This window comes from Fructilactobacillus fructivorans (genome assembly GCF_001434095.1).
In the GTDB taxonomy this organism is placed as follows: domain Bacteria; phylum Bacillota; class Bacilli; order Lactobacillales; family Lactobacillaceae; genus Fructilactobacillus; species Fructilactobacillus fructivorans.
Genome location: NZ_AZDS01000003.1, coordinates 105,598 through 117,739, shown reverse-complemented (window position 1 = coordinate 117,739; position 12,142 = coordinate 105,598). Strand labels below are relative to the sequence as shown.

Annotated in this window: 15 protein-coding genes and 1 other annotated feature; of the genes, 1 reads left to right on the top strand and 14 read right to left on the bottom strand. The window is 38.9% G+C overall.

Annotated features, from left to right (window positions below):
- Positions 1-90: 90 nt before the first annotated feature.
- From asnS to FC73_RS04025, 6 genes are all read right to left on the bottom strand, one after another.
- Complete coding sequence (gene asnS, locus FC73_RS04050; RefSeq protein WP_010021914.1) at positions 91-1,482, bottom strand: asparagine--tRNA ligase; 1,392 nt, start codon at positions 1,480-1,482, stop codon at positions 91-93.
- 42 nt (positions 1,483-1,524) lie between these two features.
- Positions 1,525-1,732: a binding site (T-box leader), on the bottom strand.
- Positions 1,733-1,778: 46 nt separating this feature from the next.
- Entirely contained in the window at positions 1,779-2,138 is a 360-nt protein-coding gene (locus tag FC73_RS07115; RefSeq protein ID WP_263852800.1) for a sulfite exporter TauE/SafE family protein, read from the bottom strand.
- Positions 2,123-2,536, bottom strand: coding sequence for a sulfite exporter TauE/SafE family protein (locus tag FC73_RS07110; protein WP_263852799.1), 414 nt, complete (start codon positions 2,534-2,536; stop codon positions 2,123-2,125). The genes FC73_RS07115 and FC73_RS07110 overlap by 16 nt, the downstream gene beginning before the upstream one ends.
- Before the next feature lie 14 nt (positions 2,537-2,550).
- On the bottom strand, positions 2,551-3,297 hold the full coding sequence (locus FC73_RS04035; protein ID WP_010021911.1) for a sulfite exporter TauE/SafE family protein: 747 nt from the start codon (positions 3,295-3,297) through the stop codon (positions 2,551-2,553).
- A gap of 18 nt (positions 3,298-3,315) precedes the next feature.
- The gene (locus FC73_RS04030; protein ID WP_010021910.1) at positions 3,316-4,068 is read right to left on the bottom strand and encodes a sulfite exporter TauE/SafE family protein; all 753 of its coding nucleotides are present in this window, start codon (positions 4,066-4,068) and stop codon (positions 3,316-3,318) included.
- Between the two features lie 37 nt (positions 4,069-4,105).
- The gene (locus FC73_RS04025; RefSeq protein ID WP_010021909.1) at positions 4,106-4,633 is read right to left on the bottom strand and encodes a GNAT family N-acetyltransferase; all 528 of its coding nucleotides are present in this window, start codon (positions 4,631-4,633) and stop codon (positions 4,106-4,108) included.
- Between the two features lie 155 nt (positions 4,634-4,788).
- Here FC73_RS04025 and FC73_RS04020 point away from each other — a divergent pair, with 155 nt between their 5' ends.
- Entirely contained in the window at positions 4,789-5,670 is an 882-nt protein-coding gene (locus FC73_RS04020; protein ID WP_010021908.1) for a 3-hydroxyacyl-CoA dehydrogenase, read from the top strand.
- Positions 5,671-5,731: 61 nt separating this feature from the next.
- Here the strand turns inward: FC73_RS04020 and FC73_RS04015 are convergent, their stop codons facing one another.
- The 8 genes from FC73_RS04015 to FC73_RS03980 form a co-directional block, all read right to left on the bottom strand.
- Positions 5,732-7,072 (bottom strand): dihydrolipoyl dehydrogenase family protein, encoded by a 1,341-nt coding sequence (locus tag FC73_RS04015; RefSeq protein ID WP_010021906.1) that lies wholly within the window; start codon positions 7,070-7,072, stop codon positions 5,732-5,734.
- 82 nt (positions 7,073-7,154) lie between these two features.
- Entirely contained in the window at positions 7,155-7,754 is a 600-nt protein-coding gene (locus FC73_RS04010; RefSeq protein WP_010021905.1) for a cation efflux transmembrane domain-containing protein, read from the bottom strand.
- Complete coding sequence (locus tag FC73_RS04005) at positions 7,744-8,064, bottom strand: ArsR/SmtB family transcription factor (RefSeq protein ID WP_010021904.1); 321 nt, start codon at positions 8,062-8,064, stop codon at positions 7,744-7,746. Before FC73_RS04005 ends, FC73_RS04010 begins: the two co-directional genes overlap by 11 nt.
- 85 nt (positions 8,065-8,149) lie before the next feature.
- Entirely contained in the window at positions 8,150-8,398 is a 249-nt protein-coding gene (locus FC73_RS04000) for a hypothetical protein (protein ID WP_010021903.1), read from the bottom strand.
- A gap of 49 nt (positions 8,399-8,447) precedes the next feature.
- Positions 8,448-9,275, bottom strand: coding sequence for an HAD-IIB family hydrolase (locus FC73_RS03995; RefSeq protein WP_010021902.1), 828 nt, complete (start codon positions 9,273-9,275; stop codon positions 8,448-8,450).
- A gap of 95 nt (positions 9,276-9,370) precedes the next feature.
- Positions 9,371-10,414 carry a lactonase family protein gene (locus FC73_RS03990; RefSeq protein WP_010021901.1) on the bottom strand — a complete coding sequence of 348 codons (1,044 nt, stop codon included), beginning with the start codon at positions 10,412-10,414 and terminating at the stop codon, positions 9,371-9,373.
- A 95-nt stretch (positions 10,415-10,509) separates the two neighbouring features.
- The gene (locus tag FC73_RS03985) at positions 10,510-10,824 is read right to left on the bottom strand and encodes a hypothetical protein (protein ID WP_010021900.1); all 315 of its coding nucleotides are present in this window, start codon (positions 10,822-10,824) and stop codon (positions 10,510-10,512) included.
- A 56-nt stretch (positions 10,825-10,880) separates the two neighbouring features.
- A complete protein-coding gene (locus tag FC73_RS03980; RefSeq protein ID WP_082587784.1) occupies positions 10,881-12,026 on the bottom strand; it encodes an ABC transporter ATP-binding protein in 1,146 nt (381 codons plus the stop codon).
- Positions 12,027-12,142: the final 116 nt, after the last annotated feature.

Sequence of the window (12,142 nt, the reverse complement as noted above, 5' to 3'; positions counted from 1 at the left end):
TAATAGCTAGTTATAGATTATCATTTTTTGATTTGAATTGTTACAAATTGTCACAAAAAAGTCCACGATTTCTCGTGGACTAATGTAAATCTAAAATTTAATGCTACCTTGCGTTCTTGGATAAGGAATAACGTCCCGAATATTATCCATTCCGGTCACATACATCAGTAAACGTTCAAACCCAATTCCAAAACCAGAATGTTTGGTACCACCATACTTTCTAAGCTCTAAGTACCATTCATATTCGTCCTTTGACAAGTGGAACTCATCCATCTTATCAGCCAACTCTTTCTCACGTTCTTCCCGTTGACTTCCACCAATCAATTCTCCAATTCGTGGAACCAAGAGATCAGAAGCGGCAACGGTCTTCCCATCATCATTATCCCGCATGTAGAAGGCCTTAATGTTACGTGGATAGTCGGTAACAAAGACTGGCTTACCAAAGACTTTTTCTGAAAGGTAACGTTCATGTTCGGCCTTTAAATCAATTCCCCATTTAACTGGATATTTAAAGTCAACGTCAGCCTTTTTAAGGAGATCAATGGCTTCCGTATAAGTAATACGAGCAAACTTTTCATTGACAGTGGTTTGAAGCAATTTGATTAAATTGTCATCAACATTATCATTTAAAAACTGCAGATCTTCTGACGCATTTTTCAACAAATAATTAATTACATACTTCAACATGTCTTCAGAAGTGGCAATAATGTCATCTAGGTCGGCAAATGCCATTTCAGGTTCAATCATCCAAAACTCCGCAGCATGACGCTTCGTGTGTGAGTTCTCAGCTCGAAAGGTAGGACCAAAGGTGTAAACATTTCGGAAGGCCAACGCAAATGCCTCAACCGGAAGCTGTCCACTAACGGTCAAATTGGTTTCTTGACCAAAAAAGTCTTTTGAATAATCAACCTTACCATTTGCATCCTTCGGGAGGTCGTTCTGATCTAAACTAGTGATCTGAAACATCTCACCAGCACCCTCAGTATCACTACTAGTGACAATTGGTGTGTTTACGTATACAAAGCCACGGTTTTGCAGATATTGATGAATGGCAAAAGCTGCTAATGAACGAATCTTGAATACGGCATAGAACGTGTTGGTTCTAGGACGTAAGTGAGCAATGGAACGAAGATATTCAAGGGATTGCTTCTTCTTTTGCAGTGGGTAATCTAAGTCAGACACGCCTTCGATATCAACCTTTTCGGCATGAATCTCAAATGGTTGTTGTGCATCAGGGGTCTCAACTAGTTTTCCAGTTACCTTTAGAGTTGAACTAATTGGAAGCTTAATTACGTCATCAAAGTTATCCAGATCACTTTTGACAATCACCTGAACGTTTTTGATATATGATCCATCATTTACCTCAATAAAGGCAATTTTTTTAGAATTACGAATGGTCCGAATCCATCCCGTTAGGACAACTGATTCGTCTCCAAAGTCCCGTTTCTTAGTATAAAGATCTTTTGCTAACACGTTTTTCATTCTTATCACCCTTCTTTAAACAATAAAAAAAGACTTCATCTCAAAAGGGACGAAGTCATCGCGGTACCACCCATCTTGTTTATATTACATAAACCAACTCGAACAATGATAACGGATTGTAACCGTCAGTCCTACTTAGTTCAAACTGAAAACTCAAGGTGTTTTTCACATTAATCCTTTACCGAACTTCCACTATCTTCGACTCGCTGAAAAAGTAATTAATGGTACTCGTCCTCTTTATTGTCGTATTTTATCTGCTTTAAAAATACCATAACCAAGGACTCGTTGCAACATCATTAATAAGTTTTAATGCCAAGATAAATAGCTAGTAAAATTGCTAAAATTCCGACACCATACTTCATAATATTAGATGGAATGTGACGTACAATTGCTGGTCCAATGTAGCCACCAATGATTAGTCCAATAGTTAAAGTAATTAAAACGGACCAGTTAATTTGAATCGTAAAAATAAAGATAATGGCTGAAATCCAATTCATGACCAAGGACATCACATTTCGAATTGCATTATCAACCGCATATGATTCGTTAAGAGCTCGAAGTAAAATGGCCATGATAAGGATACCACCACCAGCTCCGAAGTAGCCTAGGTACATTCCTACTACCGTTAATGCAATTGCTGTTAGCGCTTTCCCCACAGACTAAGGTGAGTTTCCGTCTGCTGTTTCTTACTCTTGGGCCACATAATTAATAATCCCGAAAGCATGATAACCACGGGAGCAATGTCAGCAAAACTTTTATTGGAACTCTTGAGTAGGATTAGCGACCCAATCGCTGATCCAAGTCCAGCAAAGATAACTACTTTAAAGATTGTCTTTCCCCGGCCCTTAAGTTCCCTTTGTGACGATGCTACCGCACTCATATTGCTAAAAGCAAACCCGACAATGTTAGTCACACTTGCTACGATGGGAGACAGTCCAGCGGCTAGCATGGACGGGTAAGAAATTACACTAGCTAGACCAACAGCAGTTCCCATAATTCCACTGAAGATTCCTGCAATAATCAACAAAACATACTTTAAAATCAAACTTTCCATTTCTCCTTATTCTATTAATAAGTTTTAATCCCTAAACAAATTGCTAATACTACCGCACCAATTCCAACTCCATACTTCATAATTTTAGATGGAATATGACGCACAATCGACGGACCAATGTAGCCACCAACCAGAAGCCCAATTGTAATCGCAATCAAAGCCACCCAGTTAATTGGCATCGTAAACATGAAGATCACAGCTGAAATCCAGTTCAAAATTAACGAAACAAAGTTCCGAATGGCATTACAGATGGCATATGGTTGGTTGACGGCCCGAAGTAAAATCGCAATGAGCATCACTCCGCCACCAGCTCCGAAGTAACCTAAATACATCCCAACCAGTACCAAAGCGATTGCTGTGATGATCTTTCCAAACCATGTCATGTGGGTCTCAGTCAGTTGCCGTTGACTTTTTGGCAATAACATCAAAATTCCTGAAATCATAATGATGATTGGAGCCACGTTTTCAAAACTTTTGTTGGAACTATTAAGCAGGATGAGGGAACCGATGATCGTCCCGATCCCAGCAAAGACAATCACCTTCATGATGATTTTACTCTGTCCCTTTAGTTCCTTTTGAGATGCCAAAATAGCACTAGAATCACTAAACGCAAACCCAACGGTGTTGGTTACATTCGCTACAATGGGAGCAAACCCAGCAAGTAACATTGCCGGATAAGCAACCAAACTAGCTAATCCAACCGTACTTTCTAGTACCCCACTGATAACTCCTGCCACCACTAAAAAAATTAATTTCAACATTATGTTTTCCTCATACTTTTAAAAATAGGCCTGATAAGCTAAGAAGGCCGCCAGAATGATGGCACCAATGGCAACCGAATATTTCATAATGGCTGATGGGATGACTCGTACAATGATCGGTCCGATATATCCACCGATGAACAGACCAACGGCAAGAACAACCAAGGCACTCCAACTAATCGGCGTCGTAAAAATAAAAATGAGCGCTGAAACAGCATTCATGGTTAGTGTCGATACATTTCGGACCGCATTACAAATGGCATAAGGAGCATCAATGATTCGAATCAAAATCGCTGCCATTAAAACTCCACCACCAGCACCAAAATAACCAACGTAAATTCCGACCACTACAATGGCTATGGCCGCAATCGCACTGGCAGTTTTGGAAACACTCTCATGAACGTAAGCGGACTGCTTCTTTGGAATCAGCATTAACACCCCTGAAAGCAAAATGACAAACGGGGCTACATCTTGAAAGCTCTTATTGGAACTATGTAACAAAATAATCGATCCAATAATAGCACCAATCACCGCAAACGCCATGACGTGCAAGGTAACCGAACCTTGTCCCTTTAGTTCTCGCTTTGATGAAAGGACGGCACTCGTTCCACTAAAAATGATTCCAACTGTAATCGTGACGTTAGCCATAATTGGCGGCAACCCTACAAACAAAAGGGCTGGATACAAAATCACACTTGCCATTCCAACGACACTGCTCAATGTCCCAGCAATCACACTAGCAATTAAGAGAAAAATCCCATTAAATAACAATTAAAGAACCAACTTTCCAATTAAAATCGTTAACTACTTACTTAATGCTAACACTAATTGGCTTCTCCATTATCAAATCCCGTTGTGAACTTCTGCCAAGTTGGAAAACATGATCACTAATTTGCTTAAATCCCATTTTTTGGTAAAACTTTAAGCCACCATCATTATGTTCCCATACTCCCAACCAAATTTTGGGCTTGCCGTAGGCTTGTGCTCTTTTAACGGCTAGGTTCATCAATTCCGTTCCTAAGCCGTGACGCTTAAAGTTCTTTTTCAGATAAATTCGTTGAACTTCCAAGTAATCGTCACCCATCTTCTCCGATTGAGCGCTTCCTACGTTTAATTTCAAGTAACCAGCTAGCTGACCATCAATGTACGCAAAATAAAATTCGGAATTTGGATTCGCAATCTCTTGTTGTAATTTTTCGGTATCATATGCATTATCCAAATATTGGTTCAGATTCTCCGGCTTGTTCTCAGCACCAAATGTATCCGCAAACGTCTCACGACTAATATTCTGAAGTTCATTAACATCATTGATTGTGACTTTTCTGACTTTATTCATTTCCTTGCCTCCATTAAGATTTTAGTTAATATTTTAACTAAATTTGCTGGACGTGCAACCATTACCGTTTCCAGCAAACAAATAAAGTTGATTAAGCGCTTTCATAAGCATAAAATAGATTTAAGCAATAAATAAGAACACAGGAGGAATTCACAATGACATTCAATAACGTTGTAGTTGTCGGTGGAGGAACTTTAGGATCACAAATTGCCTTCATGTCAGCTTTTCATGGAAAAAATACTACTATCTGGGGCCGCTCTGACGGATCCTTAGATCGTGCCAAGGCTCGAGTTGCTCGTTGGGAAGAAGCCGTAAAAAAAGATATCGGTGCTACTGATCAACAAGTTAAAGATGCCGAAGCACATCTTCATTACACCACTGATTTAAAGGCCGCTCTTAAGGGCGCCGACTTAGTAGTCGAAGCTCTTTCTGAAGACCCAGATGTTAAAAATGATTTTTACAAGAAGTTCAGTGATTTAGCTGATCCGGACACCGTCATCGTTACCAACACATCGACCTTACTCCCATCAGAGTTTGCTGATGCAACTGGTCGCCCTGAAAAATACTTGGGTTATCACTTCGCTAACTCCATCTGGAAGAACAACACCGCTGAAATCATGTCTCAATCAAAGACTAGTAAAGATCTTCCAAAGGAAATGGAACAATTTTCACGCGAAATCGGAATGGTACCTATCTTAGTCAACAAGGAACAACCGGGTTACCTTTTAAATTCACTTTTAGTACCCTTCTTGTCAGATGCCCTCGTTCTCTGGAACAACGGCGTTTCTGATCCTGAAACCATTGACCGAGCATGGATGATCGGAACCGGTGCCCCACTTGGTCCATTCGCTATCATGGATAGCATTGGAATGAAGACCATGTACGACATCACCAAGATGTCAACTAATCCTGAAGTTAAGAAGGCCTCCGAAAAGTTCAAGACAATGATTGACCAAGGTAAGATCGGTCGAGAATCAGGCAAGGGATTCTACACCTATCCTGATCCAGACTTTAAAAAGCCTGAATTTCTCAAATAATTAATAATTAGACACAAAAAAGTTCGCCAATCGGCGAACTTTTTATTTTGCGTATTTTATTTTATAGATGATTCAAAGTTTCAGAACCTAAGGTTGGGAACAATGGAATCAAGTTACTCATCTTTTCAGGTGAGATATGGTACTCAATAAATGGAGCCAAGATGCTAATCACATTATCAGCTTCAGAACTGATTTCAGTTGCACCTACCAGGTAACCTTGCTTATCGGTAACAGCAATGGTCTTACCTTTGTTTTCTTGCATAGCAAATCTGAACCAATCAGTCGAAAGATCTGATTCTTTAACATCATACTTGTCAGGGTTAGCTTTAGCTTCATCAACACTAACACCAATTTCAGCAATTCGTGGTGAAGCAAAGACAGCACTTGGAACAGCAGGATATTCGATTGGGTCAGTAGTTGCACCAGTAAATAACTTGGTCAAGTACATTGATTCATAGATGGCAGTTGGTGTTAACTTACCAACCTTCTTGTCAAGAACATCACCGGCAGCATAGATACTGTCAACTGAAGTTTGAAGGTGATCGTCAACTTTGATTCCGTTCTTGTCGTAATCAACGCCAACTTCTTTAAGGCCAAAGCCTTCAACGTTTGGATCACGTCCAGTTGCATCAAGAATCCAATCAGCATCGTAGTCATCTTTGTTTGTCTTAACAACAAAGCTGTCACCAGATTTTTCAATTGATTCTGGATTTACGTCACGAACAACTTGAACACCTTGAGCTTCAAGATCTTTAAGTAAGTCTTCAACAAATGGTTGGTAGAACTTTCTTAAAGCTTTGTCATGGTGCAATAAGATCGTAACTTTAGTGCCAGCATTAGCAGCGATGGTTGCAAATTCGATCGCAATGTATCCACCACCGATAACTGTCATACGGTCTGGTTGTTTTTCGAGGTTCAAGAAATCAGTTCCATCGTTTGCTAAATCAGCACCAGGAATATCAATCTTGTGGTAATGAGCACCAGTGGCTACAACAAGCTTGTCAGCGGTATATTTAGTATCATTAACTTCGATTGTATGCGCATCAACAATTTTTCCATATCCATGAATAACGTCAATTCCAACACTCTTTAAGCCTTGTTCAATTCCACCAGGTAATTGACTGATAACTTCTTTTTCATGCTTAACGTTGTCTGCCCAATTAATCTTAGGAGTACCATCTAAACCATGCCCTTGAAAGTTATCAACGTCTTTTTTCATCTTAACTGGGAAGTCTAAGGCAATCTTAGCGTTACAACCTCTGTTAGGGCAGGTTCCACCAATTTTTCCAACTTCAATAATGCCAGCTTTTTTACCCTTTAAGGCCAGTGGAATAGCACCGTTAAAAGCACCGTGTCCGCTTCCTAAATACAATACATCAAATTGATAATTGTTTTCACTCATACTTAACACCTCGTCTTTTCAGTTTTGTGCAACTAAACTTTATACAATTATTATTATAGTTCTATAATATTACTTGTCAAGATTAGTCATCTACAAAACATTCTAATGCCTCTTTCCCGATAATGAAAACAATTAGAATTGCGGCGACTGAATCGATCCACCAGATATGAAAGAAATAATTAATTAGAACTCCAACCAAAACTGTCCCAGCCAGATAGGCACAGGTCACACTACACATGGCATCCTGAATTAGAGCATCCGAACCAATCACTTTTCCAATCCAGTATTTGGCATAGGCAATGAATGGCATGATAATTAGCGACATAATTGAAATGACCATCCCCATCAGACTGGAATCAGCCCCCTCATGCTGAAACAAATTGTATCCAGAAGTAATCAAGATGTAGCCACATAAAAGTAATAAAATAATACTCACAATTTTGGTTGAAATCCGATCTAACCGATTAATATCCATTTTGGATCCATCAAATTCGACGCCTAATCGCACTAACAACACGATTCCAGCCACAATTTCCATTAGACTGTCAAGACCAAACGCGATTAATACTACCGAATGGGCATCAATCCCAACTTTAAATCCAACCGAGAATTCTACTACCATCCAAGTAATTGCTACTAATTCCACAATAATACCATATCCAACCACCCTTTTAGTTTCCATGTTTTACTCCTCTTACCACGTGATCGGAATGAGCTAGTCCCTCGTTTACGATATCCATAATGTGTGGATCATCAAGCTGATAGTAAATTGACTTGCCATCCCGGACATTACTAACCAATTGGTGCTTTTTGAGCATGGCCAATTGATGTGAAGCTGCCGACTGTTCAATTTTAAGTTCATCACTAATCTGACCAACATTCATGGGGTGATCCTCTAATAACACCAACATCTGAATTCGGGTCGGATTACTTAATAACTTAAATAACTCATGAACTTCGGCTAATTTTTTCGTACTAATCTTATTATTCATGGTTCCTCCTACATATGCATTTTATATCATATGAAAATAATATCATATGTATTCCAATAAAAAAAGCCTTCTCGGCTCATCTTAATTAGTCTTTGATACCATGGTCTTTAAAAATGACTTGATTAATTGCGTGATCAATATCCCCAAAATCAGAGAAAGCTTGGTTGATCGCATCATTAATGGTAACTTCATCTGAAATCTTAGCTAGTGCGTCCTTAACAATTGATCGTTTTAATTCAATCTTGTACATTTCAACGTCTGGAGTACTGGGATACTTTTCAAAGTATTTATCCAACCGACCCTCAACGATGTTATTCAATTCTTCATTGTTCATCTTAATCGCCTCACGTTTATTTATAATCTCATTATATTACTAATTTAAACTACTGGTTATCTAAAATGTTATCAATCGTCCGTAAAACTCCATCATGTCGATTATCAAACTCAGTCACATGGCCAGCGTTATCTTTAGCTTCCGCAATTCCATTTTTCATGGCATAACTATTGGGCGTTAACCGAAGCATCCCTAGGTCATTCTCGTTATCACCAAAGGTTACCACTTCTTCCGGGTTAGCATCATATTTTCTCATCAGATAACGAACTCCAGTGGCTTTATCAACTCCCTGAGTCCCAATTAAGTCTGTGTTAAATCCTGAGTTTAAACTTTCCAGTCCACTAGGAAGCATTTGTCGCATTTCGTGGACTTTCCGCATGACATTCTCGCCCTGTTTGAATGTCACTCCGACTTTAACTAGTTGATCATTCGTGCTAGCACTAGAAATATCAGATAAGTCATCGACACGAACGGTATTACTGTAGTATTGCTTCATTAGCTGATACATTTTCTCAGGTAATTTTTTGTCAACGTAAGTATGCTTAAGACCTGAAACATTAACACCCACAATGTCAGGGCCAAAATCATCATACAACATTTTCAAAGTTTGCTTAATTTGGTCATCACTTAATGATTCAGCATGAACTAGGTCACTTCCACGGTAAATCACGGAACCATTTTGCGAAATAAAATCCATCTGATCTTGATAATCAATAAACAGGTTTTGTAATTTATCGTTTGGACCCCCACTGGCAACGGCAAAATTAACGTTTTGCTGTTTCATTTTTTGAAACGTCTTCGCAAACTTGATCTCGTCATAACGATTAGCTTCGTTTAAAAACGTTTTATTCATATCAGTCACAATTAATTTAATCAAAATTTTCACCCCACCTGTTTAGTTCAATTATATCAATTTGTTAATGGAATGAAAAAAGTTAATGCCTTCGTGGCATTAACTTTTAATTAAATTAACTATTTTCGGGGTGCCACGCAGGTTCCCTCAGGAACTGCAAAATCTTTTTGCACCATCGTTAACTTACCCGTTTCAGGATTACGTTCGTATAAAGTAGCGTTATTAGTGTTTTGATTAACCACAATCAGAAATGATTGATCGGAATTGAAATTAAAATCACGGGGAAACTCACCTTCAGTTGAAATGACTTGGATACGTTCCAAATCCCCATCATCTAAAATCTTAAAGACGGCAATGGAATCATGGCCTCGATTAGATACATATACGTACTTATCATCGTTTGAAACCCGGATAGCAGCCCCACCATTTTGATCCTTATAATCATCTGGCACAGTCTTAACCACTTGTTGAACGGTAAAGATCCCAGCTTCTTCGTTGTAATCTAAGACGGCAATCTTGCTACTTAATTCTCCAATCAAGTATGCCTTACCCGCTGACTCAACAAAGGCAATATGACGAGGTCCAAATCCAGGTGAGAGTTGAACTTCACTAACTGGGGTAATTTCACCCTCATCAGAAACATCATCTAGGTAAACCCGGTCCAACCCCAAGTCACAAATCACGAGTCGATCATCAGGAGTCAGATCAGCATAATGTGGATGAGGACCACTTTGTTGCTCTGGAAGAGGGCCGGTCATCCCATCGTCATGAATTCGTTGGGATTCCTTAACCGTTCCGTCGGCTTCAATGTGATATGCAATGACGTTACCAGTATGATAGTTAGCGGTATAAACCATCTTTCGTCCCTCATCGACGGTAATGTAAGCTGGAGAAGGACCAACTTCAATGTCTTCTTGCATCAATTTAGCTGGCATCGTACTTCCATCAAATACGGCTAAACCGCCACGAGTTTCAGATTCATCCTGATTTCGATCAATGGCATAAATTTTATGATCATTTGATTCAACAACGTAGGTTGGGCAGCTGATCTTGGCGATCAACTGGGCGTTCTCTAATTGTTTTTGATCGGTATCTAATTCAATTTGATAAACACCCTTACTTGTCTTTTGGGTATAAGTTCCAATTAAAAATTTTTCAGTCATTACTAACGCCTCCAAATATTATCCACACTTATTATGCCATATTTGCCCTTTGGTGATAACAAAAACTAACGATTTAATTCACAAAAGTTAACTTGCTAGCCGATGTGATTTTCCTTTAGGATCATCTGAACTTCTTGGTCCATTTCTGGCGTTCGTTTCCACTCCTCAAAGTGATCAAAATTCTCCGCAGGCATTTCATAGTTTTGATTAATGTAATTTTCATAATTAATCACGTGGACTGAATGTGGAATATTCAACTGTAGAATACGGACCTGTTTAATCATCTTCCGTTCGGCCGCAAGTTCAGCCCGTCCGTTTTGAACCATATTACTGATTTCGAGGTACTTCGTTCCATCTAACCGGGTAATTTCTTCAATTAAGGTAAACGTTTCGTGACTTTTCATTGCCATTTAAATCATCCTCCTAAACAAAAATGCTATTATTCGGTTGAATAATAGCAAAATTTTTATCGTTGTCCCCAAGCATGCTTTTCTAGTTGCTTATACTCGTGCTTGGTAACCATCACTGACTTACCATCTTTCTTTTGATACCGCATCTTCTTACTTGGATTGACAATATAGCTTGGGTGTCTTACCACCGCCATTGTTGGATGTCCCGACACGTTAACCAAGCAAAAGAAAACCATCGCAAATAAAACAACCCACGTCAGGATCTTAGCGGTCCATGGCATCTTCTCCTGCATCACTTCACTATAAAAACGTTTGTGAATGGTCTTAGCAGGATTATGATCTTGGGGATGTGACTCAGCGTATTCCTGAGTAATTTCTTTTTGATACTTATCAATATCAAAGTTCTTTTGAATCGTTTTTTCTTTTTTCTGAAATTGTTTCTTTTCTTTTTTACTTAAAGATTTAAACCATTTAATAAACTTCTGATATTCAGAAACAACCTCTTCCATTGGTCCAATCTTACGAAGCTTACCGTAGTTAATCCAGGCCACTCGGTCACACAATAACCGAACCTGTTTCAGAGAGTGGGAAACAAAGATGATGGTCTTGCCCTCTTCTTTGAACTGGTCAATCTTATCAACACACTTCTGATAGAAGGTGTCATCACCAACGGATAGGGCCTCATCAATGATTAAAATGTCTGGTTTAATGTGAACGGCAATCGAAAATCCCAACCGTGAGCGCATTCCACTCGAATAGTCCTTCACAGGTTGATCAACAAAGTCTCCAATGTCGGCGAAGGCAATGATATCATCCATCATGTCATCAATCTGTCGATTGGTAAGTCCCTGCATTAAAGATTTCATTCGAATGTTTTCCCGACCGGTTAGATTCTTTCTTAACCCAGCATTAATCGCAACAATTGAAGTATCGCCCCGAACGTCAACCTGTCCTGTGGTTTGGGGAATGATTCCCGAAATGATGTTTGAAATGGTTGATTTCCCTGAACCATTTACTCCAATGATTCCTAATGCCTCACCTGGTTGAACGGTAAAAGAAATTCCCATCAAAGACCAGAAGTGGTGAATTTTATTCTTCTTTGATAATGAAAAAAACGATTTTAATTTGTCAGATTGAGTCTTGAACATGTCATACTCTTTAGTGACATTTTGTACTTTGATTTTATAATTTTCTTCAGCCATGGTTTACTTCCTAAATTTCAAAATTACAACTGACACGATAATAAAATAATACGAGAAAAACACCCAAATGTAAAGGTATGGTCAAAGTGTAAATAGTCTCACTTAATACTATTTAC

Excerpts from the sequence above, each read along its gene's own strand:
- FC73_RS04015 (WP_010021906.1), bottom strand. The coding sequence starts at position 7,072 with ATGAGTGAAAACAATTATCAATTTGATGTATTGTATTTAGGAAGCGGA.
- FC73_RS04025 (WP_010021909.1), bottom strand. The coding sequence starts at position 4,633 with ATGAATAAAGTCAGAAAAGTCACAATCAATGATGTTAATGAACTTCAG.
- asnS (WP_010021914.1), bottom strand. The coding sequence starts at position 1,482 with ATGAAAAACGTGTTAGCAAAAGATCTTTATACTAAGAAACGGGACTTT.
- FC73_RS04035 (WP_010021911.1), bottom strand. The coding sequence starts at position 3,297 with ATGTTGAAATTAATTTTTTTAGTGGTGGCAGGAGTTATCAGTGGGGTA.
- FC73_RS04000 (WP_010021903.1), bottom strand. The coding sequence starts at position 8,398 with ATGAACAATGAAGAATTGAATAACATCGTTGAGGGTCGGTTGGATAAA.
- FC73_RS03980 (WP_082587784.1), bottom strand. The coding sequence starts at position 12,026 with ATGGCTGAAGAAAATTATAAAATCAAAGTACAAAATGTCACTAAAGAG.
- FC73_RS03985 (WP_010021900.1), bottom strand. The coding sequence starts at position 10,824 with ATGGCAATGAAAAGTCACGAAACGTTTACCTTAATTGAAGAAATTACC.
- FC73_RS04020 (WP_010021908.1), top strand. The coding sequence starts at position 4,789 with ATGACATTCAATAACGTTGTAGTTGTCGGTGGAGGAACTTTAGGATCA.
- FC73_RS04005 (WP_010021904.1), bottom strand. The coding sequence starts at position 8,064 with ATGAATAATAAGATTAGTACGAAAAAATTAGCCGAAGTTCATGAGTTA.
- FC73_RS03990 (WP_010021901.1), bottom strand. The coding sequence starts at position 10,414 with ATGACTGAAAAATTTTTAATTGGAACTTATACCCAAAAGACAAGTAAG.
- FC73_RS07110 (WP_263852799.1), bottom strand. The coding sequence starts at position 2,536 with ATGGAAAGTTTGATTTTAAAGTATGTTTTGTTGATTATTGCAGGAATC.
- FC73_RS04010 (WP_010021905.1), bottom strand. The coding sequence starts at position 7,754 with ATGGAAACTAAAAGGGTGGTTGGATATGGTATTATTGTGGAATTAGTA.